The following is a 22,800-nucleotide window of genomic DNA, read 5'->3' on the forward strand; positions in this document are numbered from 1 at the left end:
CAGGAAATCGGGTGGTCACACACAGGGCCCGGCCCTCTGATGAATGGTCGCCCAGTCTTCACCCGAGCATTGCGTCGAGTTAACCTTCTGGTCAGATACCGTGCGATAGGCTAAGGATGTGCCCGCCACCTCGCCGTAGCGAGCATGATTCACCAACCACTACCGCACAAGGACGTACACACCATGAGTGCAGCTCTTTGAGGCAACCCGCTTTGAAGACATCACAGAGCAACAGCCTCTAGCCCAGAAAGAAGGTGAAAAGCAGTGAAAAAGAACTCCCCAAGGAAAAAGAATGTTTCAAAGAAAAGAAACAGTTCAAAGAAAAATGGTTACCCAAAGAAAAAATCTATTATCACGAAGAAGCCCACAAAGAAAGTCGCTTTCAAGAATTTTCTTCGCTCAAAGGCTAACGATATTTGGCGTGACCGCGAGAGAATCCTACTGATGTTGTGCATTCTGGCATTTCCCGCGTCCTTATATTTCATTTTTTATGTCAACCCATACAACGACTCCACTATCTGCACTGTTACCTCAGTCGAAATCATTGAACATGAGGACCCCTACTCAATCTCCGGTGAATTCGAAACGGAAGAGTGCGGAATCATCACAACATCGAACGCCCCCGATGGAGAACGTATCTACCCCTACCTCCAGAACTTCAAGACGGGCAAGAAATACAGGGCATATAAGTCTCTGCTGACCCGAAACGATGAATTCGACTTCAGCGTCCTCCGCTTTGAAGAGATCAAAGAGTAACCCCACCCCCGCAGAAAGGAATCCACCGTGAGCTTTATCGGCGACTTTATCATCGGCTTTTTTGGAGAGGCCCTCGCCTCCTCACCAACACTGCAGCGAGTATGCCTGTGGATTCTTTTCTCTATATCCATTCTTCTCATGCTTGTCCCCGTCATGACGGGTGAATACGCGTGGAGCATCCTATCCATCTCGATCATGCTGTTTTCGGTCGTGACGATTGACGGCACGCATGAGCAGTGCGTGAAAAACACCAAGAACGGCGGCGCGTACCACTACTTTCTGCTGACGGTGGGCACGCTCTGCGTCGCCGTGATTGTTCTGCTCGCTGCTCTCTCCCTGGCGGGTGTCCCGCAGGTTGCCTTCACCCCGCAGGTGGACGGCATCAATTTCGCGCCCTGGTATGTGGCGGCGTCCGCACTGGTTCTGTTGCTGTTCTTCTACAATGCCGCGCAGCCGAGCGACGAGATCCCTAACCTGCGCCGTATGGAGCGCATCAACCGGTATGTGCGCGCGGTGGTGCTGGGTGTGAGCGCCCTGATGGTGCTCTTCTGCCTGCTGATTCCGGTGGTTTCTTTCGCTGCTGCCGGTTATGAGCCTGTGGGTATTTCGGTGGTGCTGTGCCTGGTGCCGGTTTTCCTGATTTTTGTGCGCCGCACCCTGTTCAAGCTGTGGGCGTCGACCTTTGAGGAGGGCACTGCCGGGTATGGCGTGTTGCGTGGCTTCTGCGTAGCCCTGGTGGGTTTGGGTGGATGTTTGGCGGCGGTCCGTCTTGCCGCTGATGTTGTGCAGTCAGGTAGCGGGTTGTCGCTGGTGTATGTGGTGCCGGTGATCGCCTCGTACCTGCTGGTGAAGAGGTACGTGACCGTGGGTGTTGCTATCCCCGAGAAGGAAGATGAGGAGGACCCGGAGGCTGAACCTGCAGCAAGCTAAACCGTGGAGCCCCGCGGGTTGAGGAGCCTTGTGCGCCAAGCGCACGGTCTAGGACGATTCGCACACCGGGGTATCCTTGGGGAAGGTACGCCACCTGCCGGTGGTGCGCTTCCGGATATTCACCAACCACACGAAACGAGAACCTGTCATGCGCATTTTCCTGATTATTATCTGGGGCATTATGGCCTTCATCTCGGTAACCGGGACGCTCTACATCATTATCAACTATGAGATTCAGCGCTGGAAGGATATGGAGCGCCGCCGCCAAGGTGCGTACATCCGACGAGTTAATCAGGCCGAGGCTCTTCTAACAATATTTACCCCTGGGATTCCGTGCCTTTTTCTCTACCTTCATATTGTTGACGAGGGTTCTGCGGGTATCTTCTATGAATCGATTGCATTACTTGGGTCAATCGGGCTCATGATGTATGCCTGGTACGTACACATTGCCTATGTGAAGATCTCCCCTGAAGGTATTGAGCAGCGTATGTGGTCGGCGCGTACAACTGTTTACCCGGTCAACGCTATTGACGGAATTGAATACTATAAGGCACTTGCTGTAGATAGTCAGGACCTCGTCTCTTTCTATAGCAAGTCTGGGAAGTTGATTGCTGCTTTCTCTCCGATTATTCACAAGAATTATCGTCTGATGGCGATTGTGCGGTTCAGGATTGATAATGACCGCTGGCCTGATATGAATAATCCAAGTGATATTGCTCGGGTGGATGAGCTAGATGATGGTCGTGAGATAGTCCCCTACTTTAGGGAGCGCAAGAAGGTAACTGGTCTTGCCGACGTGGATATGTAGCACCGCATCAACCCCGAGAATCAAGCACAGGAAAGCCCCCGCAGCCGAGAGTCATCCTCTCAGCCGCGGGGGCTTTATCGTATCAGCGCATCCTCACGCGGCGAGCGTTAAGAGGCGCGGCGGCGAGAACGCAGCACCATCGCAGTGCCAGCACCGAGCACCAGTGCGCCACCCACAGCCACAGACACCGCACCGAAACCAGTACGCGCCAGGCCGCCCTGCTGGGAGCTCACGCCACCCGACGCAGCAGACACACCGGACTGACCCAAAGAGCCGCCACCAGTACCACCACCGGAGACACCACCCGGGTACACGCCGCCAGCAGAACCATCAGCCGAACCCTCAGAGGAGCCCTGCGCGTTCACATCACCGGCAGCGCCAGAAGCACCAGCCTGACCGGACTGACCAGCCTGCGCGGCACCAGACTTCGCGGAGCCGGGCTGGTTGGCACCAGCGGTACCGCCCGGGGTTGCCGAATCCACACGGCGCACACCACTAAAGTCGTCCGCAGCCGCGTTCGGGTCCTTCGGCACGGCAGTCTCAAACGAGCACGCATCCGACGCCTTCTTACCCACAGCAACCGCAAGCTGCTGCACCGGGCTGTTCACCTCAGTACCATCAGCCAGGGTCGCGGAATAGTGCACGTCAAACATGTACTGACCGGGCTCAGAGAACACCCAGTTCGCGTGCGCGTGCGTCGCGTAATCAATGTCGATCGTGGTCTTGCCGGTCGTCGAATCCAGCAGCACATCCGCACCATTCAGCGACTCAGTGAACATGCCAAAGCGCGCACCCTCAGGCATAACCTTCGGAACCACGTGCAGGCGCACGGGGCCGCGCAGCTGCGAGTAGTCAATGTCCTGCGTGTTGTAGCCGGGCCAGGGCAGGCCGCTCTGCTGGGTCTGCGGCAGGCCGTAGAAGGCGGTACCGACCGGGCCCATGAAGTTCAGCTTCTCATCAGCCATACGTTCGGTGCGCACACGGCGGGCGTTCTCGCTGACCGTCCACACGACCGAATCGAGCGGGCGCACCGTCGAATCAGCGTCAATGATGCCGCTGTCATCACGCAGACCCACGGACAGCTGGCGGTCCTTCAGGGTCGCCTGAATGTCCAGGTGGCCGTGCGAAATCTTGGTGCGACCGTCAATCTGACCAGGCACGCACTGGTTACCCGGGGTTCCGGGGGTGGACGGCTGCGCAGACGGCGCCGGGCTAGTCGGAGCAGGTGCGCTCGGGGTCGGGTTCGCGGGCGCCGGAGTCGTCGGAGCCGGAGTGGAGGGCACCGGAGCAGGCACGCTCGGCTCTGCGGAGGGGGTCGGCACCGCAGGCACGGTCGGAACCTCGCTGGGGGACACCGACGGAACGGTGCTGGGCTCAGCGGTCGGAGCCTCGGAAGGAGCCTCGCTCGGCTCAGCGCTAGGAGCTTCAGTCGGCGCGACGGTAGGCTCAGCGCTCGGCGACGGATCCACCGGAGCAGGCTTCGGCGCATCACTAATGGGTGCGCTATCGGGAGCCAAAGCACCGTGCGCAGTGTACTTGGTGCCCGGCTCGTAGTTCGCCGCAACCTCAGTGGTGGAGGCGGAAGCGTTCATATCCGGGTGGGTCAGCATCTTCACGCGCAGAGCCGTGCCCTTGTAGAACGACTCATCACGGAAGGTAAAACGCGCCACACCATCCTCAACGGAGCCTTCCAGGTCGAGGTACGGGTAGACCGGGTCATCCTGGGCGTAGAAGCCGCCGCGCATGAAGCCGCGCACCTTCGGGTCCTTGAAGCGGACCTCAACGGTGCTGAAGCCGTTGCCGTTCGGGGTGACGGTCACGTCGTAGTCCATGCTGGTCGGCGTGTACTGCTGGGTGCTGAGTACGGTGTTCGCCTGATCCGGGATTTCTTCGGGCCAGGAACCGTTACCGTCATCGCTGTACACGCTCTCAGCCTTGCCGGGCTCGTAGGTGAGCTTGTGCGAGATCCAGCGGGACGCCTCCGCGCTGTTCGCATCGGAGGTGTCGGGGGTGAAGACAGCCTGCAGCTGGGAACCCTCGCTACCGAGCATTTCAGACCAGGTGGCGGTACCGTTCACGACCGGCAGGTCGGTCAGGAAGTAGCCGTTGTTGTACAGGGTCAGGGTGCCCTTGAGGTTCTTGTTCGCGGCGGTGAAGGTGATGTCGCTGAGCTTGTCGTCGGCGTCCTTGTTCTTAGCCGGGTCGGCGTCCAGGCGGTGCGGTGCCACGGACAGCACGTACTTTGCGGCGTCCAGGTCACCGACGGGTGCCGCGTTGTAGCGGTCGACGGTGGGCACGGCGGTGGGGGTGCCGTCACCGAGCACGGGCTGCATGCCACCAACCTGCCAGACCAGCTTCGACGGCTTGGAGCTAATGATGCGGCCGTCGGTGGAGCGCGCCACGGTGCGGTAGGTGACCACGTAGCGGCCGGGGCGGGTGAAGGTCGTGGTGTTGTGGGTGTGGCTACCTTTGTCGAGCAGCCAGGAGTGCCAGCCGGTCGAGCTGCTGGAGAGCATACGGTACACGTCAGCGGGGGCGTCGTCCGGGTTGTAGCGGAAGAGCTCCATACGGCCGGGGCCCTCAACGGAGAGAATGTCGGTAGCGAACACGCCGTCACGGAAACGCTCAGTGGGCACCTTCGTGGATGCGCCCAGGCCAGCCCAGATGGGGTCCTGGTTGCCGTAGGTCAGGTGCGGTGCCATGTAGAGGGTCTGGCCGGGTTCGCCGAGGAACGCCAGGGAGGGCGAGTCGCCCAGGGTCATGGTGTACTGCGACTTGCCGTCCCTGGTGCTGTAGCCCTTGCCGACCCAGTTGACGGTCTTGTCCAGTTCGTAGGTGTCTGCACCGGTCTTGTAGGGGTTCGCCTCGTTCATGAGGACGAAGGTGCCGTTCTGCTCGTCCCAGTATGCCTTGGGGGCGTCAACGTGGCCCTTGGTGGTGACGATTTTGCCGTCGTCGGGGCCTGCTGCGGCGGGCAGGGAGGGGGCAGCGCCGGCGAGCGCGAGCAGTGCTGCGGCGGAAAGGAATGCGGCTGCGCGGCGGAGGGCGGGCTTGCCGCCAGGGATGAAGAGTGCGGGGGTGTGTGTGGTGACCCGTCGTTGGGTCTGCTTCTGAGAGCTCATGACAACCTTTCTCATTTTTCTATTTCTTAGGGTAGCTCTTTTGCAAATAATTGTCATTTAGAACCTAAGTGAGTATAGTGATTCTCAGAAACACGTGTGCGCCGAGGCGCGCCCAAAAACGCACACCACGTACATCCACAAAGAGAAAAACACGGCAGAGCGCACCCCGGACGCAGGGGAGAAACCGGCAACAGGCCGCCGGACCCAGCACCGGGCAAGCCCCGAAAGCATCGGGCAACGCGCCAGCCAACGAGCAGTCATCCAAGGAGCCACCATGCAAGGACGCACCAAACCTCTGAGCCTACTCAGCGCAACCACCCTCGGATGCACCCTCGCACTCGGGGCACCCCTCGCCCTCCCCCAGGTCGGCACCTTCACCGCCGCACAGGCGCAGGAAAACCAGGCGCAGGAAAACCAGACCGGCACCCAGGCAGGCACCGAGTCGCGCGGTTACGTCAACTACGAAGGCGACTACGTCATCGCGGGCGTACACACCGAAATGCTCAACGCATTCCTCGACGGCAACCAGTTCACCCTCGCCACCCTCGCAGACACCGCCCCGGGCCAGCAGGGACGATTCAACCCCGCCCGCACCGTCTTCCACCTGCCCGACGTCGAGGATGCACACACCAAGGTCGTAGCAGGCTACGACTACATTGCCCCCGAAGGCACCGACATCTTCTACATTCCCTCCACCCGCACCCGCGGCCTGCTCTACCCCGGCCTCGGCGCGGAAGGAATCCGCCCCGGCGCGCTCAAGGACAACACCATCAACCTTGAACTCGTGCGCAGCAGCGTACCCGAAGGCGGCCGCGCCGAAGTCTTCACCGAATCCGGCCGCGACAACCCGCGCGTTTTCAGCACCAACGACAAGCTCGCACCGCACACCATCACCTCTGGCGGTCACGAGCACCTCAGCTGGGCATTCACCCGCGCAGGCATCTACCAGCTGACGTTCCGCGCCACCGCAACCCTTGCCGACGGCACCCCGGTCAGCTCCGAGGCGACCTACACCATCGCCGTGGGCACTAACGCTGAGGACGGCTTCAAGCTCCTGAACGCACAGAACGCCGCAAAGGAAGCGACCAAGGACGCCACGAGTGAGGCAACCACTACCCCCGAGGCGACCTCCACCGCTACCGAGAGCGCCACCAGCAGCCCCAGCGCATCTACCTCCGCGAGTGCTGAGGCGAGTGCATCTGCTGAGGCGAGCGCATCCACCGGTATTCGCCGCGTGGATGAATCCGTGAACGGTCAGAACGCCGCGCAGGTGACCGACCCGAACGGTGCGAAGGCGGCGGCGAATGGTGAGCAGGCGTCCCAGGGCGGATCCGGTGTAACCGCTATCAGCGGCACCGACAACACCAATAACGGCTCTGACAAGGGTGAAAACAAGGACGGCAATGCCACCAGCGCGAAGGGATCCAGTGTGAAGGGCTCCAACGCCCAGAACATCAGCGCGCCCAGCAATAGCGGTAACGGCGGCGGTATTACCGGCAACGGCGTACTGTCCTCCGGTCTGCCCGGCAGCCTGAACCAGCAGTGCATCGCCACCGAGGTTCCCGCCGAAGATGCCAAGGGCTCTAAGGACTCCAAGGACGCTCAGAAGGACAACAAGCAGAGCAACCAGGCAGCCCAGGCACCGACCAGCATCCCCACCCTCGCCGTGGTCAACACCGCCGAGCACAGCGGCCGTGAAGAAGTCACCCACGGCCACTTCGACGTGGGCCCGATCCTCAACGGCGGCAACCTCACCAGCAGCGTGAAGGACGACCGCACCAGCCCCGCCCGCCACATCTCCCCCGGCGCCCTCGAGTTCGTGCTCAATGACGCCGCGAAGATCAACCTGCCCGCAGGCATGGAGAACATCGCCCCGGCGGGCACCCCCGTGCACATGATCGGTGCAACCCAGCAGCAGGGCGTGCCCTGGCTCGGCTGGAGCACCCAGGACCCCGAACTGCTCAAGCAGCTCGACGGCCCCGTCACCATGAGCCTCAACGGTTTTGAGGGCCCTGGCACCATGTCCACCTTCCTCTCCGGCAACTTCGGTTCCGCCGGTCAGCAGGTCTTCGATTCGCGGAGCGGCGGCTCCTTCCAGGTGCCCGCAAACACCCACCAGCACAGCAACTGGGTGTTCACCGCTGAGGGTCGCTACACCGTGACCATCGGCTGGACTGCACGCCTGAAGAACGGCCAGCAGGTCAGCAGCGAATCGGTTCTGCACTTCACCGTCGGCAACCCCGATAACGCCCCGGCAAGCAACAACGCGCAGGGTTCGGCAGACACCAAGCAGGACGGCGGCAACGCTAACAGCGCTAACGGCGCCAACAACGGCGGCGAGAAGAGCACCGCAAAGAACCCCGTCAACGGTACCGTAGACGAAGCCACCGGCATCGTCACCAAGCCCGACGGATCCAAGGTGCGCATCGTCGGTAAGACCGCCTCCGGTGAGGATTGCGCCCTGACCAGCCAGGAACTCGCGAACGCCCAGAAGGCAGCCGCGGCGGGTAAGCTGCCGAACACCGGTGTGGTCATCGACCCGTTCATGGTCAGCACCTCCATTCTGGCGCTGGCACTCGGTGCCATGATTCTGCGTTCGGCACGCCGAAAGGGCCGCAGCGGTGACACCGCATAGCGGGCATACCGGCAACCACGCACACGCTTATAGTCGGCGAACCGCCCTCACCCTCGCCTCCCGTATTGCGGTGGGCGCGGGGGTGGGGGCTGGTGCCTTCGCACTGAGCGGATGCGCCAGCACCGTGAACGCTTCCTCCGACCGGATGCGCGTGGTCGCCACAACCCCAATTCTGGCGGATTTGGCACAGCAGATTGCAGGAGAGCGCGCCAGCGTGCACTCCCTGGTGCCCGCCGGTGCTGACCCGCACTCGTATGAGCCGAGCCTGCGCGATATCCGCGATGTCGCCTACGCCCGCTGCGCCCTGACGAACGGTCTGCTGCTGGAGCAGCGTAAGCTCAGCAAAATGGTTGAGGCGAACCTGCCCGCCGGGGTTGTGTCCGTGGCGGTTGCGGAGAAGATTGAGCAGTACGGCGGCAAGCTGGAAGCCATTGTTGAGGATGCCTCCCTGGACTCCATCTGGCTGGGTTTGCGTGTTGAAGAGGGCGGGCAGAACGAATCTGCCCCCGCCGACTCTTCGGATGCAGGCATGCGCTTTGAAGTGCAGAGCGTGCGGGCGCGGACCTCTACCGATTCGTCGAATGCGCAGTTGGCGGCGTTCATTACGCAGACCTTCGGTGCGGTGGAGATGCTGTGCGATTCGCATGCGCGCGGCGTGAACCTCACCCATGAGGGGGACACCGCGATCCGCACCGGCGATATGGGTTCGCTGGAGCTTCCGTTGCAGGCGCATACGCACCTGTCGTGGGCGTTTAGTGATGCCGGCGAGTACGCCATCGAGCTGAGCGCCACCGCGGTCAATGCGCCGGAGTCGGTGCGTTCTTCGCGCGGCACCCTGTACTGCGCGGTCGGTCGTGACCCGCAACAGCTGGTGGACCGTCTGGCGAAGGAACAGAACGTTTCTGTCTCGGACATCAAGGTTCTTTCCGCAGGCCACGCCGATATTACGGCACGCACCGGCGACGGCAGGCTCGTGCTTCGCGCGGATTCCTCCCAGGGCGCCGTAGAGTACGAACTGAACCACACCGTGGTCGCGGTCCCCTCCCGCACCCTGCAGGAGGTGCCCGCCGGCGGTAGCTACCGTTTCCTGCGGTCGGGTGCTTCGGAGCATCGCGGTCAGGTGTACCTGCTGGCGCAGGCCGTTCTGGGCAAGCACGTGCACGGCGAAATCGACCCGCACATTTGGCATTCGGTGCCGAACGCGAAGGCGAGCGTGCAGGTCATTCGTGACGCGCTCACCTCCGCCGATCCGGAGGGTGCGAGCGAGTATGTGACCCGCACCGAGCAGGTCATGAAGGAGCTTGACGCCTTGGACGCTCAGCTGCGTCAGGTGTACGGAGGCCTGCCGGAGTCGGCACGCAACCTGGTCACCACGCACGACGGCTACCGCTACCTGGCGAGCACCTACGGGTTGCACATTGCCGGTTTTGTGAGTGCCAGTGCCAGCGGCGAGCCGAGCATTCAGCAGCGTCAGCGTCTGCGTCGCACGGTCGAGGATTTGAAGGTTCCAGCAATTTATCTAGACAAGTCCACGGCGATGCGTTCGCCAGTTCTGACGGAACTGGCTCGGGAGGCTCAGGTGCGTACCGGGGTACTCTATTCGGACACTCTGGATGCGCAGGCTCCTCACTACGCGCAGATGATGCTGGCGAATGCTCACACGATTGCGCTGTGCTCGGGGGCTAGTTCTGGCGGCAATTCTTCGGGTGCTAGCTGCTCGGAGGCAAGCACCTCATAACCCGGTTTTAAGCTACCCACAAGCTCATATAGCCGTATCAGCATATAGATAATCTTTCACACACCGTTTCGGTCATGATCCAAGGAAGTCCTCATGATGAACTCAACCACCCCCTCCCGTTCCTCACGTAGCCGCGCCCTGCCCGCCCTGGCTCTGGGCGCCAGCCTCATACTTGCACCCCTGGGTGTGGCACACGCGGAGACCACCCCGGCAACCGCAGAGAGCGCCTCGGCTCAGCCAAGCGACAGCAACCTCAGCCGCGGCGAGCGCGCCCTCACCCAGACCCTGTCTGCGGAGCAGCCGGTCGCATCCGGCCGCACCGAAATTTCCGCCGGCCACGTGGATATGGGTCCGCGTTTCAATAACGGCAAGTTTGAGCTCATGCTCCACGACGACCACGGCGAAACCCCCGTCTGGCGCAGCCTGGACGAGGTCATCTACCGCGGTAGCGACCAGGCAATCCTTGAGGTGCCGAACGACCCGCGCTACTCCTTCGTGGGTGCGCCCGCCGGCTCTAAGGTGTACGTCATTCCGCAGACCGAAACTAAGGGCGTAATCTGGCCGGGTTGGAACACTCAGGATCCGCAGCTGGTGTCCAAGCTGAACCGCGGCGTGAACCTGACCCTGGAGCAGGTGAGCGGCCCCGGCACGTTCAGCCTGTACCTGGAGAACGGCAACTTCTCGGCACCGCAGGTGCTGTGGTCCTCGACCAAGAGTGAGCCGCAGAAGCTGTGGGTGGAGAAGAACACTCACACCCACGCGAACTGGGTGTTCACCGCCCCCGGCGAGTACCTGCTGAAGGTCACCGCGAGCGCTGAGCTGTCTGACGGTTCGACTGTGTCTGATACCCGCTACCTGAAGTTTGCGGTGGGTGATTCTGCGAATGCTGATACCCTGTACGCGATGGAGGCGCAGGCGCGCGGTTCCTCGGATTCTGCATCCTCGGGTTCGGCTTCTTCTGCTTCTCAGGCCGCCGGTACCCAGGCATCCGGTTCTTCTTCTGCCGCCGCAGCGAGCGATCAGAGCGGTTTCCGTGCTGAGTTCACGATTTCCTGGAGTCCTATTGTCGCTGGCATCGTGGTCGTGGTGGGCGTGGGCGCATTCATCGCCTCCCGACGTCGCCGCTCCTCCGCGCAGCGTGAGGCTCTGGATGAAGTGCGCGGTGACCGTTCGTGAGCGCATCGGTAACAGCGGGTACTGAGCCCGTCCTAGAGATTTCAAACCTGTACGCCGGCTACGCGCGCCGTTCCATCCTCCAGGATCTGTCCCTGACCCTGGAGCGCGGCGAGTTTGCGGGTCTGATTGGTGCTAATGGTGCCGGTAAGACCACGCTACTGCGCACCATTTTGGGTCTGATTCGCCCGGCGTCCGGTCAGGTTCGGGTGCTGGGTGAGTCGCCGCGTGTGGCGCGTGCGCATATTGGTTATGTTCCGCAGAAGCACCAGTTCCAGTGGGATTTTCCGCTGACCGTTAAGGACACGGTGATGACCGGTCGCGTGCGTGAGATTGGGTTCTTCCGCCGCCCGGCGAAGAAGGATTGGGTGCAGGTTTTTTCGGCGATGGAACGCACCGATGTTCTGCACCTGCAGGATGCTTCCATTGCGGAGCTTTCCGGTGGTCAGCGTCAGAGGGTTCTTTTGGCGCGCGCTTTGGCGGCGAACCCCTCCCTGCTACTGTTGGATGAGCCGTTTACGGGCGTGGACGCGCCGACTCAGACCACTCTGACTCGCCTGTACCGTGAGTTGGCGGGTGAGGGCATCACGATTCTGATGTCTACGCACGACATGCTGGCGGCGCGTGAGTCCTGCTCACGTCTGTGCGGTGTGCGCGGCAATATTCACCTGGATGGTCCGGCGGACTCCTTTAGCCTGGAGCAGCTGCATACGTGGTTGCACGGTCACGATATTGAGGAGGCGCAGGGTCACGCCCGCACGGGCTTCACCTGTGCCGGTGGTGCGTTGGATGAGTACGGCCACGAGCTGCCCGATTCCTGCGCTTCTGACTCTTCTCTCTCCCCCGCCCATACTGCTTCTACCGGGGGTGCCCGTTGATTACTCCTATCGATTTTCTTGCCGACCTGTTCAACCCGTCTCTGGCGTTCCTTCCGCGCGCCCTGGCGGCAGTGCTGCTCGCGTCGGTGGTGACCGGTGTGGTGGGTTGCCACGTGCTGATGCGCGGCATGGTCTTCATTGGCGATGCGGTGGCGCACTCGGTGTTCCCGGGTCTTGCGGTAGCGTTCGTGCTGGGCGGCAACCTGGTCATGGGCGGTCTAACCGCGGGCGTGGTGACAGCTATTCTGGTGGCTATTTTTAGCCAGAATCAGCGGCTACGCGAGGATTCCGTGATCGGTATTTTCTTCGCGGCGTCCTTTGCGTTGGGTATTGTGATTATTTCGTTGGCGCCGGGCTATTCGGGGTCGGTGCAGGATTTCTTGTTCGGCTCGATTGTGGGTGTTTCGAATGAGGACATTACCCAGGCGGCGATTATGGGTGCCGTTATTCTGCTGGTGCTGTGGCTGTTCCACCGCCAGATTGTGACGGTCAGCCTGGACCGTGAGAGTGCCCGCGCGATGGGCCTGCCGGTGCTTGCCCTGGATATTGTGCTGTACGTTCTGGTGACCATTTCTGTGGTGCTGGGCCTGCAGACACTCGGTAATGTGCTGGTGTTGGCGCTTCTGGTGATTCCGGCGTCGGCAGCCCGCCTGGCGTGCCGCCGACTGGGGTCGATGATGGTGTTCTCGCCGGTGTTTGGCGGTATCTGCTCGATTGTTGGCCTGTACCTGTCGTGGGCGTTTAACCTGCCGACTGGTGGCACGATTGTGCTGTCGATGGTGGCGGCTTTTGTGCTGGTGTGGGCGGTGACGGCGGTTCGTTCGCGAGCGCGTGCCCAGCTGAAGGGCTAAACCCAGTTGAAGAGCTAAGCCCAGCTCAACCTCGACTCAATCCAACTTTTCTCGACTAAACGCACGAGGCGCATCCCTGTTTGGGGGGTGCGCCTCGTGCGTTATTTACAGGTATTAAATACCCAAAGTGAATCATGTTCATGTTTAAAGAACTAAAAGATACACTCCGCGTAATAAAAGCGCATAATTCAACACGTCGGGTTTAATGAAAATACAACCTATCAAATATTTCTTATGGGTTGATACATGTAGTGATAAAGCAGTCACTGCACCCTCATTAGAGCTTCAAAGAAGGAGTCATCATGAAGGCATATGTATACCACGGCCCCGACCAGAAGGGCGCCTGGGAGGAAGTCCCGAACCCCACCATTCTTGAGCCCACGGACGTTATCGCCCGTGTCGACACCACCACCATTTGCGGTACTGACCTGCACATCCTGAAGGGCGACTGCCCCGAGGTGGACCACGGACGCATCCTGGGCCACGAGGCTGTCGGTACCATTACCGAGGTTGGCTCCGCGGTGACTGACCTGAAGGTCGGCGACCGCATCATCATTCCCGCCGTGACCAGCTGCGGTAAGTGCTCCTACTGTAAGGCGAACCAGCCTTCGCACTGCCAGACCGTTGGTGGTGTCGGCTGGATTTTCGGTTACATGATTGACGGCACCCAGGCAGAGTACGTGCGTGTTCCCTACGCAGAGACCTCGGTTCACCTGGTTCCGGAGGGCCTGACCGATGAGGACGTCCTCTTCCTCACCGACGCACTGCCCACCGGCTTCGAGATCGGTATTCTGAACGGCAACACCAAGCCCGGCGACACCGTCGCTGTCGTGGGTGCAGGCCCCGTGGGTCTGGGCGCGATTATGACCGCTAACCTCTGCGGTGCCGGCCGTGTCATCACCGTCGACTTCGACGACAACCGCATGAACAAGGCACTGGAGCTGGGCGCAACCGATAAGGTCAACGCGGGCGACCCGGACTTCATCGAGAAGATTAAGGCTCTCTCCCCCGACGGCCTGGGCGTGGACGTGGCAATTGAGGCTGTGGGTGTTCCGCAGACCTTCGAGACCTGCACCAAGATTGTTCGCCCCTACGGCAACATCGCTAACGCCGGCGTGCACGGCAAGCCCGTTGAGCTGCCCCTGAACACCATGTGGATTTCTAACGTTCGCATTAACATGGGTCTGGTCAACTGCAACACCGTCGGTAACCTGCTGAACATGGTCCGCTCGGGTCGCCTGAACGCTAAGGCTATGGCAACCCACCGCTTCACCTTCGACCAGTTCGAGGAAGCATACGACCTGTTCACCCACGCTGCCGAGCACAACGTGGTGAAGGTTGTTATCTCCCGTAACCCCGAGGTTGCGGCATAGACAGCGGTAGGCTCATATACCGCTCATACTGAAACCCCAAACTTTTGTTAGGGATTTCGGTGGGATGTCTTCATTACACTGCGAACATCCCCACGATTCGCCTCCGGGTGGGAGAGGGTAGGTCCCACCCGGAGCGCGAATCGCCCTCCCCTACCCCGAGATGTAGTTATTTTCTATAGAGACAAGATTTTCTAAAGATTCAAGAGATACGCCAGCTCGGGGTTTTCTGTTCCCTCAATCTGTTCTTTGATGGGTTGAGGGGCGGTTCCTCAAGCGTGATGCCTCCTCTGCCGGGCGCTCTGCCGACCCGCTCTTGCGGGTTCTTCTGCCAGGCAACCTCTACTGGTGGAGGGGCGCATCATTTGGCTCTTCTTGGTCGGGCGGTACCTCCGATTCTGCTCCTCCTTGAAGGGAAAGGAAAAGGGTCGCACGCTTACGGTTCAATGGCGATTCGTAGGCTGCGACCCTTTTCTCATGCCCGGATTGTGGTGCTCCGGGCGGCTATTTAGTTTTTGGGCTTCTCAGCGCCGGGTTCCTCACTGGCGGTATCGTGCGGGATGCGGGTGAACGCCTCCGTGGGGTCGTCTGCCCCAGATACGGCAACTGCGTCGGAGGGTTCGGTGGCGCTTCCGGTGACGGGCTCGGTGGGTGCATCAGCCGGATCCTCGGCAGGCGCGTCAACGGGCACCTCCGCAACGATGGGCTCCTCCGAAACAGACGCCTCCGGAGCCTTCTGCGCATCCTCCTGCTTATCCTGAGCCGGAGTCTCTACGGGCTGCCCAGAAACACCCTGCTCAGTAGCTACCGGCTCACCGTGCGCAGAACCCTTCTGCGCATCCTTGTGCGCGTCCTTATGTTCGAGCGTGTAGATGATGCGCGGTTCCATACGCTCAAAACCGATCTTGGAACGCACCCAGTTCACCATCCGGTCGATGCGGTCCTCACCCTCGGTAGTTTCAACAACCCGGTAGTTACGCGGCAGCATCACGCTATCACTGAGCACGCGCGGGTACTCGTCAATCTCCTGAATACCCGCCATGTACATATTTTCGCGGAACTGCTGGGCGAACTCCTGCTGACCCAAGAACAGCTGGTCGGCGTAGGTTTTAGCCGCCAGGCGCTCGCTGTAGGCGTCCTTCGAATCGCGGGTGCCCTTCTTAGAGCCGTAAATATCCCAGAAGTAGAAGTACACGTTGTTCGCGATAATCGCGTAGATAATGCGGTCCTGCAGGTACACGAGGGCACCCACCGCACCGGCACCCACCAGCAGCAGAACCACTGCGATGGGCGGCAGGCTGTAGCTGGTCCAGTCCACCGGCTGGCCGGTGAAGATACGCACCAGGTAGGCAATGGTTGCCACGATAATCGGCACACCAATGAACACCGCGGCGAGGGGCGTCCAAATGTACAGCAGGCCGCGCAGAATCAGGCGGTAGTAGCGTACCGAGTCCCCAATGGCGATGGGCGTGGGCTTCACGGAGGAGTGCGCACGCTTCATGAGCAGGCTGAACACGCGGTTGCTGTCGATGCCGACTTTACGTAGCTTCGATTCGAGGGAGGCACGTTTGAGGAAGACCCGGTAGTTTTCGAGGACGACGCGCTGGTCGGAGGTGAGGCTCTCCGGGTCGGGTAGCGCACTGATGTCCATGCCAGCTTCGGTCAGTAGCTTGCTCCACAGCTCTAGGCGCGCCAGTTCGGAGGGTTTTGCCGCCGCCTGCGCCTGGTAGTTCTTGTAGGAAATGAAGATGGTGCTGGCACCAATCAGTAGCGTAATGAAGGGTGCTATCCAGTCTTTGAGTCCCATGGTGGCGTTCCTCCTTGAGTTGTGTGGAGCCGCTGGTTCCTCGGTCTTTTCAGCGCGTCTTTTCAGGACGTCTTTTTGGGGCGTCCTTTGCGGGCGCGAGCCCGCTGTTTTTACCGTACCACCGGCACCTGTGCTGAACCTTTAAATGCGCAGGTGGGTGCGTAAATTAAGCCCCGCCTCCCGATGCTGCGGTAGCGTCAGGAGGCGGGGCTCATGTATTCCGAATTAGTGTTCTGCGGGCTTCATTTCGCGCGGTGCCTTACGAATCATGAGGTAGCTGATGACAGCCATAACACCCATGAGCACGGCGCTGAATGCGGAGCTCAGCACCACGCCCGAGTCGAAGGCAGCGAATGCGGAGGAGAGCAGCTGGTTCGCCTGCTCGCCACCTACATGGCTGGCGACGGACACGGCACCGCCGAGGGTTTCGTGGGCGTGGTCGGCGAGAGTCTCATCCAGGCCGTCGGGTACAACCACATTTGCGCGGTAGACGGCGGTGAGCATGCCACCAATGATGACGGTGCCGAGCACCGCACCCGTCTCGTAGGAGGTCTCCGAGATCGCGGATGCCGCACCAGCCTTACGCGGCGGCACGCTGGAGAGCATCAGGTCGTTCGAAATGGTCTGCGCAATACCGATGCCGGTACCGAGCACAATGAAGATCAGGATAATCACCAAGTCGTTGTGCGCACCCAGGAAGGCGAGCACCGCGAACGCGGCAGCGTTGAGCGCCAGACCGAAGGACACCACCTGCGCCGGGTGGAAGTGCACCGCCACGCGCGCAATCACCAGACCGGCGATAATGGTCGCCAGAGTACCGGGAATCAGCAGCATACCGGCGTACATGGGCGGCAGGCCGGAGACCAGTTGCAGGTGCTGTGAGGCGAAGTAGATGAAGCCAACGTCCACCATCATCGAGATGAGGTTTGCGGTAATCGCACCGGTGAACACGGTGTTGCGGAAGAGGCGCACGTCCAGCATGGGCTGAATATCGTTCTTCTCGCGGTTGAGCTGACGCAGCACGAACAGGACGATGAAGCACAGGCCGGCAAGGATGGTGCTAATAGCCACTGCATCGAAACCGGTTTCGGAGGTGTGAGTCAGGCCGAAGGTAATGCCGGTCATACCGGTCATAATCAGCAGGATGCTCAGCGGATCCACCGGGCTGGGGTGTGGGTCCTTCGACTCGGGCACCATGATCGGGGCAAGAATCAGCAGAGGAATCAGAATCGGCACAGCGAGCAGGAACACCGAACCCCAGTCGAAGTGCTCCAGCAGGAAGCCACCCACAATCGGACCCAGCGCCGCACCGGCGGAGAAGCCCGAAGCCCACACGGCAATAGCGATGCGGCGCTCGGTTGCGTCCACAAAGATATTGCGGATAATCGACAGGGTTGCCGGCATGAGCATCGCACCGAAAATACCGAGCAAGGCACGGGCAACCACGAGCATCAGCGCGGAGGGAGCGAATGCCGCGAGCGCAGAGATTGCCGCGAAGCCGGTCGAACCGATGAGCAGTAGCTTGCGGCGGCCGATACGGTCACCGATAGCGCCCATGGGCACGAGCAGGGCGGAGAGCACCAGCGGGTAGGAGTCAACGATCCACAGCTGCTCCGCGGAGGAGGGGCTCAGCGCCTTAGCGATTGCGGGCACCGCGAAGGCAAGCACCGTGTTGTCGATAGAGACCAGGAGCACCGGGAGCATGAGCACGCCGAGTGCCGCCCAGCGTTTGGTCTTCTGGTCGGGGGCGTGAATGGGCAGAGCCGTGGTGTGCGGATTGTGATTCGTCATGGGTTGTTTTCGTGCGTCTATAAGGTATCGGCTGATGCGGCGGACGCGGCGGCATCAGCTCGGCCTATCTTTTGGACTAGGTCTTTTAGTGAGGTTTTCGGGGCTTACCCGGAGTTTTTAGGGGTCCGGGCGGGTCCACAAACGAAGATTAACTATACCAACTGGACGGTATAGTTTCAAGCGGTTAAACTGGTACACATGACCACCCCCAACCACCGAAAACAACGCGCCAACAACTCCCGCGAACACATCCTCGACACCTACGTCGACCTGCTGATTCGCTCGGGAGAACGCGCCGCAACCCTCGACGCCGTCGCCACCGCCGCCAAGGTTTCCAAGGGCGGGCTACTCTACCACTTCTCATCCAAGAAGGCGCTCCTTGAAGCGCTCGCAGAACGCACCCTCACCCTGGCTGAAGAGGACTTCGCGGCAATGGAGCAGGCACCCGAGGGGGCAAGCGCCTACTACATCAATTCCTCCACGCCGGATAACACCCCGTTCGACCGTGCCCTCATTGCCCTCAGCCGCCTGGCGCAGAACAATAATGAGCTCGCCCAGCAGACCATGAGTCGCGTACAGGATGGCTGGCATGCGCTCGTTCTCGCTGAGCTGGGTGATGAACAGATTGCCCGCACCGTGTTGCTTTTGGGCGACGGCATGTACTACAACGCGGCGTTCGGAGGTGACTCCGCCAGCCCGCAGAGGGCTGCAGCCATCGCGGCAGACCGAGCGGCGCTGGAATGCGCCCTGCATGTCCTTAAGGCGGCGACTCGTTAGACCACAAAAACCACCCAACACAGCGGTTAAAGCCACAAGCTAAAACCGTTGCCTCACACCCTATTCTTCAGCGCCGGCGAGCACCCGGGGCTTAAACTGGAAGGGTACGTATCTACTCTTCAACCTAAGGAGTTCCGATGATTTTCATTGCTGTAAAGTTCCCCGTCAAGCCCGAATACGCCGACCAGTGGATTGAGAAGACCCGCGCTTTCACCGAGGCAACCCGCGCCGAGGAAGGCAACAAGTTCTTCGAGTGGTCCCGCAGCATCGAGGACCCGAACGAGTTCGTTCTGCTCGAGGCTTTCAACGACGACGCAGCTGGCCCGCACGTGAACTCTGACCACTTCCAGCAGGCTCTGAAGGACATGCGCCCCATGCTGACCGCAACCCCGAAGATTGTTTCTCGCCTGGTTGACGGCGACGGCTGGGACGCTATGGGCGAGCTACAGATCGACTAGTCTGCACCCCTACTCTGCATCTAAAATTGCATAGTTAGATGTTGCATAAGTAGACGCCAAAGCGCCTCTCCTGCCTGTTCTATTGGACAGGTAGGAGGGGTGCTTTGGCGTGTCCGGTACCTGAACTTTTCCCCTTGATACGACGCGGATGGTACCGGTTTTCGACTCAGCGAGTGCCTTGCGTGCATTTTTACCCTATTAACCCCTTAAAATGGATAGAGTATGCACACCTATCGATACCCATTCGCACAGGAGGCTTGAATGAGCATCGCATCCCAGCCTCTTCCCGGCGCAGTCGCCGCTGAAGAGCACAACGACGTGGACCACACCTCTGTATCCCTCGCCGTATCGACCGTTATTCTGGCACTGCGCCCCAAGGAAAACGAAATCCACCCGACCCTGTGGCTGCCGCTGGTTCGCCGCCTCCGCGAGCCCTATAAGGGCCAGTGGGCGCTGCCCGGCGGTCCGCTCAACCCGAATCTTTCCCTCGAAGAGGCAGCGGCTTCGACCCTGAAGCGCGCAACCAACCTGCAGCCCGGCTACCTGGAGCAGCTCTACGCATTCGGCGACGTTCTGCGCACCCCCGAGGCGCGTGCCGCCCGCGTTGTGGGCGAGCCTGAACCGGCACCCGGTACTGATCACGAGCGCGTGGTTTCCGTGGTGTACTGGGCGTCGATTCCCGCCACCGAGGTCGCGAACACTCGCGTGCACGAGAACATCCGCTGGTTCCCGGTGGATGAGCTGCCCGAGCTCGCCTTCGACCACAACGAAATCATTGAGTACGCGCTCTACCGCCTGCAGAACAAGGTGGAGTACTCGCGTATTGCGCACTCTTTCTTGGGTGAAGAGTTCACCCTGGCGCAGCTGCGTGAGGTGTACGAGGCGATTCTGGGTCGCACCCTGGATCCGGCGAACTTCCGCCGCCAGATTGCGGCGTCGAAGTCGATTATTGACACCGGCCGCCGCGTGGAGGGCACCCGTCACCGCCCGCCGCGCCTGTACCGTTACAACGACGCTCAGGCGTACGCGGATGCGGGCCCGCTGGGTATGTACCGTGAACGCCACGAAGCGTAATAGCGTTTCGCGTGTTGTACGCGCGCAGATTTAATGCTTAAAAGGAGGGGCGGCACCGATTGGTGTCGCCCCTCTTTTTGCGTTCTCTAAGGGGTATCGGCACTTGTCAGGCGGTTTTGCGGGAGGGTATTTGACTCAGTACCCGCACGCTCCCTATGCTGGAGCCATCAGCTCTCTATCCATACTGCCCCGCCGTGGGGGTAACCTAAGGGGCTGAACGCAATGTTTGACCGAAGCCGCCCAAGGCGCGACCGGGGCGGTATTCGGAATCTAGGAGGCATCAAAGAAATGACCCACCGAGCATAAGCCCGGACTCAGAAGAATTTTTCGCGCGCTCACGCAGCTATTTGCGCAGACATATTCCCCTGCGCACGTCCATTTTTCTGCGTGTCTCCATCAGCGCGCACGCACCCGGGCACAGGTACATCCACCGTTACGCTCGGGTTTTTTCATGCCTTCAGGCCTTCATGTGCGCTGGCAGGAATCCGAGCACCTACTCGAAGGAACTCGGCCCATGTCACGTCACATTACACTCGACCATATTTCGTACGCACACCCGAGCCAGCCTCCGCTTTTTGCGGATCTTTCGGCGGTATTTTCGGCACCTCTGACCGGACTTATCGGCGATAACGGCGCCGGAAAAACTACCCTCTTCAGACTTATTCTTGGCGACATAAATCCTAGTCAAGGCACAATCAGTACCCCACCGCGCATAGCGTACCTACCGCAAGATTTAGGGTTGAGTGGGCATCAGCATCTTGCTGATATTTTTGGAATTACAAAAATACTGCAGGCGCTTGATGCGCTGGAATCGGGCGACTATTCCCCCTGCCTTTACGACACTATAGGCGACGCCTGGGATATTGAAGAACGTACCCTCGCAGCCCTTGCCGAACATGGTTTTGGTCCTGCCCTCACTACGACCGATACACAGGCCCGTCGCAACCTTCTGATGCGTCCCCTTAGCACCTTTTCAGGTGGCCAGACGGTCACAGCCGCACTCACCGCGCTTCTGTATTCAGACCCAGAGTTCATTCTGCTCGACGAACCGACGAACAACCTGGACTCCGCAGCGAAAGCCCAGCTCTTCACGACACTGGAGGCGCTACCCTGCCCGGCGCTGATTATTAGCCACGACCGTGACCTGCTGGAGCGCGTGAACGTAATTGCCGAGCTTCATGCCGACCGCCAGGGGCTAGCTCATCTGCGCCTCTTCGAGGGTAACTACAGCACATACCGGCAGGCACTGGAGACCGAACAGCAGGCAGCTCAGCGTCGCGTGACCGAGGCGAAGAATGAGGCGCGTAAGGCTGTGCGTGAGCGTGCCGAGAACCAGATTAAGCTCGATCGCAACGCCCGCCGAGGTCGCGAATTTGAGCGGTCAAAGCGGAAACCTGGCATGGCTATGGGCCTGGATAAAAACAGTTCAGAGCGCTCTGCCGGGAAACTTCACACAGCCCACGAAAGCATGGTGGCGGATGCGCGGGCGGCAGTTGGAGAAGCCCAAGAGAACCTGCGCATGCAGGAGCGTATCTATCTGGAACTTGCTCAGGATGCGCTCCCATTGGGGCGGAAGGTACTGGAATTACATCGGGTGAAGAACGACTCTTGCGCGTCTACACCGCAGAGCGCCGACCTTAAGAATGCATACACCCAAAACACTGTTTCACGTGAAACACAACCTTATAAAGTTGATTATCTGCTTCAAATCCAAGATTTTCCCGAGGTTCTTATCCTGACCGGACCCGAACACCTGCACATCACGGGAGCAAACGGCAGTGGCAAGACTGTGCTTCTCAATGCGATAGCGCACGCGAATGACCCTGATTACCGTTCCCCAGTGCCGCCTGCATACCAAGTGCTCTACCGCCTGGACAACACCGCATACCTGCCGCAGCGCATCATCCTCGACCCGGAGCTCACCCTCCTTGAAACCGTACAGAGGGCGAATCCCGGTGCGAGTGAACAGCATCTGCGTGACCAGCTGGCGCGCCTGCTCTTCCGTCGCGAAAGCGTACATCAGTGCATTGGGGATTTATCCGGAGGTGAGCGCTTCCGTGCCGCGGTGGCGCAGGTGCTTCTGGCCAACCCGGTGCCGCAGCTACTCATATTGGATGAGCCGACGAATAACCTCGACATTTCTTCGGTGGATTGGCTGGTGCAGGCGCTCGAAGCATACACCGGCGCGCTCATCGTGGTGAGCCATGATGAGGATTTCTGCCGCCGCATCCGCATTGACCGCACACTCAACCTTTCAACAAAAACTCTCGGGAAGGAACCATTCGGGGAATCAGCACGCTGAATCTTCTCCTACATGAGAAGGTGTTTGACTCAGCGCCCAGTCAGTTCCTATGCTGGAGTCCTCAGCTCTCTATCCATGTTGCCCCACCACGGGGGTAGCTGGCGGAGCTGAACGTATCGTTTGACCGAAGCCACCCAAGGCGCGACCGGGGTGCCCTTCGGAATCTAGGAGGCATCAAAGAAATGACCCACCGAGCATAAGCCCGGACTCAGAAGAATTTTTCGCGCGCTCACGCAACAGCTCTACGGACACGTTTCCTACGTGTTCCAATCAGCGCGCACGCACCCGGGCACAGGTACATCCACCGTTACGCTCGGGTTTTTTCGCACC

Annotated in this window: 16 protein-coding genes; 13 read left to right on the forward strand and 3 right to left on the reverse strand. The window is 60.4% G+C overall.

Annotated features, from left to right (window positions below; translation table 11 throughout):
• Positions 1–264: 264 nt before the first annotated feature.
• From ROTMU0001_RS02965 to ROTMU0001_RS02975, 3 genes are all read left to right on the forward strand, one after another.
• Positions 265–756: a hypothetical protein gene (locus ROTMU0001_RS02965; protein ID WP_044142267.1), complete on the forward strand. Its 492-nt coding sequence runs from the start codon at positions 265–267 to the stop codon at positions 754–756.
• A 153-nt stretch (positions 757–909) separates the two neighbouring features.
• The gene (locus ROTMU0001_RS02970; RefSeq protein WP_245534276.1) at positions 910–1,686 is read left to right on the forward strand and encodes a hypothetical protein; all 777 of its coding nucleotides are present in this window, start codon (positions 910–912) and stop codon (positions 1,684–1,686) included.
• Between the two features lie 148 nt (positions 1,687–1,834).
• Positions 1,835–2,494: a hypothetical protein gene (locus ROTMU0001_RS02975; RefSeq protein WP_005508046.1), complete on the forward strand. Its 660-nt coding sequence runs from the start codon at positions 1,835–1,837 to the stop codon at positions 2,492–2,494.
• 107 nt (positions 2,495–2,601) lie between these two features.
• Here the strand turns inward: ROTMU0001_RS02975 and ROTMU0001_RS02980 are convergent, their stop codons facing one another.
• On the reverse strand, positions 2,602–5,616 hold the full coding sequence (locus ROTMU0001_RS02980) for a choice-of-anchor M domain-containing protein (RefSeq protein ID WP_005508047.1): 3,015 nt from the start codon (positions 5,614–5,616) through the stop codon (positions 2,602–2,604).
• 274 nt (positions 5,617–5,890) lie between these two features.
• Between ROTMU0001_RS02980 and ROTMU0001_RS02985 the strand changes: the two genes are divergently transcribed.
• The 6 genes from ROTMU0001_RS02985 (at position 5,891) to ROTMU0001_RS03010 (ending at position 14,264) form a co-directional block, all read left to right on the forward strand.
• Entirely contained in the window at positions 5,891–8,251 is a 2,361-nt protein-coding gene (locus ROTMU0001_RS02985; RefSeq protein ID WP_005508048.1) for a TIGR03773 family transporter-associated surface protein, read from the forward strand.
• Entirely contained in the window at positions 8,238–9,989 is a 1,752-nt protein-coding gene (locus ROTMU0001_RS02990; RefSeq protein WP_005508049.1) for an anchored repeat ABC transporter, substrate-binding protein, read from the forward strand. Before ROTMU0001_RS02985 ends, ROTMU0001_RS02990 begins: the two co-directional genes overlap by 14 nt.
• 93 nt (positions 9,990–10,082) lie before the next feature.
• Positions 10,083–11,165: a TIGR03773 family transporter-associated surface protein gene (locus tag ROTMU0001_RS02995; protein WP_005508051.1), complete on the forward strand. Its 1,083-nt coding sequence runs from the start codon at positions 10,083–10,085 to the stop codon at positions 11,163–11,165.
• Positions 11,162–12,040 carry a metal ABC transporter ATP-binding protein gene (locus ROTMU0001_RS03000; RefSeq protein ID WP_005508053.1) on the forward strand — a complete coding sequence of 293 codons (879 nt, stop codon included), beginning with the start codon at positions 11,162–11,164 and terminating at the stop codon, positions 12,038–12,040. Before ROTMU0001_RS02995 ends, ROTMU0001_RS03000 begins: the two co-directional genes overlap by 4 nt.
• A complete protein-coding gene (locus tag ROTMU0001_RS03005; protein ID WP_005508056.1) occupies positions 12,037–12,891 on the forward strand; it encodes an anchored repeat-type ABC transporter permease subunit in 855 nt (284 codons plus the stop codon). The genes ROTMU0001_RS03000 and ROTMU0001_RS03005 overlap by 4 nt, the downstream gene beginning before the upstream one ends.
• A 302-nt stretch (positions 12,892–13,193) precedes the next feature.
• Entirely contained in the window at positions 13,194–14,264 is a 1,071-nt protein-coding gene (locus tag ROTMU0001_RS03010) for an alcohol dehydrogenase catalytic domain-containing protein (RefSeq protein ID WP_005508058.1), read from the forward strand.
• A 505-nt stretch (positions 14,265–14,769) separates the two neighbouring features.
• Here the strand turns inward: ROTMU0001_RS03010 and ROTMU0001_RS03015 are convergent.
• Both ROTMU0001_RS03015 and ROTMU0001_RS03020 read right to left on the reverse strand, forming a co-directional pair.
• Positions 14,770–16,068, reverse strand: coding sequence for a hypothetical protein (locus ROTMU0001_RS03015; protein WP_005508059.1), 1,299 nt, complete (start codon positions 16,066–16,068; stop codon positions 14,770–14,772).
• 225 nt (positions 16,069–16,293) lie between these two features.
• The gene (locus ROTMU0001_RS03020; protein ID WP_005508060.1) at positions 16,294–17,859 is read right to left on the reverse strand and encodes an MFS transporter; all 1,566 of its coding nucleotides are present in this window, start codon (positions 17,857–17,859) and stop codon (positions 16,294–16,296) included.
• Between the two features lie 198 nt (positions 17,860–18,057).
• Between ROTMU0001_RS03020 and ROTMU0001_RS03025 the strand changes: the two genes are divergently transcribed.
• The 4 genes from ROTMU0001_RS03025 to ROTMU0001_RS03040 all read left to right on the forward strand — a co-directional run bounded on the left by ROTMU0001_RS03025 (position 18,058) and on the right by ROTMU0001_RS03040 (position 22,470).
• A complete protein-coding gene (locus ROTMU0001_RS03025) occupies positions 18,058–18,636 on the forward strand; it encodes a TetR/AcrR family transcriptional regulator (RefSeq protein WP_005508061.1) in 579 nt (192 codons plus the stop codon).
• A 137-nt stretch (positions 18,637–18,773) separates the two neighbouring features.
• Positions 18,774–19,094 carry a putative quinol monooxygenase gene (locus ROTMU0001_RS03030; protein WP_005508062.1) on the forward strand — a complete coding sequence of 107 codons (321 nt, stop codon included), beginning with the start codon at positions 18,774–18,776 and terminating at the stop codon, positions 19,092–19,094.
• A 261-nt stretch (positions 19,095–19,355) separates the two neighbouring features.
• On the forward strand, positions 19,356–20,168 hold the full coding sequence (locus ROTMU0001_RS03035) for an NUDIX hydrolase (RefSeq protein ID WP_005508064.1): 813 nt from the start codon (positions 19,356–19,358) through the stop codon (positions 20,166–20,168).
• Between the two features lie 514 nt (positions 20,169–20,682).
• Entirely contained in the window at positions 20,683–22,470 is a 1,788-nt protein-coding gene (locus ROTMU0001_RS03040) for an ATP-binding cassette domain-containing protein (RefSeq protein WP_005508065.1), read from the forward strand.
• The last annotated feature ends 330 nt before the right edge of the window (positions 22,471–22,800 follow it).

It is taken from the genome of Rothia mucilaginosa ATCC 25296 (assembly GCF_000175615.1).
Taxonomy (GTDB): domain Bacteria; phylum Actinomycetota; class Actinomycetes; order Actinomycetales; family Micrococcaceae; genus Rothia; species Rothia mucilaginosa.

Bases quoted from the DNA above. Each gene is read 5' to 3' on its own strand.
- ROTMU0001_RS03035 (WP_005508064.1), top strand. From the start codon at position 19,356: ATGAGCATCGCATCCCAGCCTCTTCCCGGCGCAGTCGCCGCTGAAGAG.
- ROTMU0001_RS02985 (WP_005508048.1), top strand. From the start codon at position 5,891: ATGCAAGGACGCACCAAACCTCTGAGCCTACTCAGCGCAACCACCCTC.
- ROTMU0001_RS02975 (WP_005508046.1), top strand. From the start codon at position 1,835: ATGCGCATTTTCCTGATTATTATCTGGGGCATTATGGCCTTCATCTCG.
- ROTMU0001_RS02970 (WP_245534276.1), top strand. From the start codon at position 910: ATGACGGGTGAATACGCGTGGAGCATCCTATCCATCTCGATCATGCTG.
- ROTMU0001_RS03020 (WP_005508060.1), bottom strand. From the start codon at position 17,859: ATGACGAATCACAATCCGCACACCACGGCTCTGCCCATTCACGCCCCC.
- ROTMU0001_RS03025 (WP_005508061.1), top strand. From the start codon at position 18,058: ATGACCACCCCCAACCACCGAAAACAACGCGCCAACAACTCCCGCGAA.
- ROTMU0001_RS02995 (WP_005508051.1), top strand. From the start codon at position 10,083: ATGATGAACTCAACCACCCCCTCCCGTTCCTCACGTAGCCGCGCCCTG.
- ROTMU0001_RS03010 (WP_005508058.1), top strand. From the start codon at position 13,194: ATGAAGGCATATGTATACCACGGCCCCGACCAGAAGGGCGCCTGGGAG.
- ROTMU0001_RS03040 (WP_005508065.1), top strand. From the start codon at position 20,683: ATGTCACGTCACATTACACTCGACCATATTTCGTACGCACACCCGAGC.
- ROTMU0001_RS03015 (WP_005508059.1), bottom strand. From the start codon at position 16,068: ATGGGACTCAAAGACTGGATAGCACCCTTCATTACGCTACTGATTGGT.
- ROTMU0001_RS03030 (WP_005508062.1), top strand. From the start codon at position 18,774: ATGATTTTCATTGCTGTAAAGTTCCCCGTCAAGCCCGAATACGCCGAC.
- ROTMU0001_RS02980 (WP_005508047.1), bottom strand. From the start codon at position 5,616: ATGAGCTCTCAGAAGCAGACCCAACGACGGGTCACCACACACACCCCC.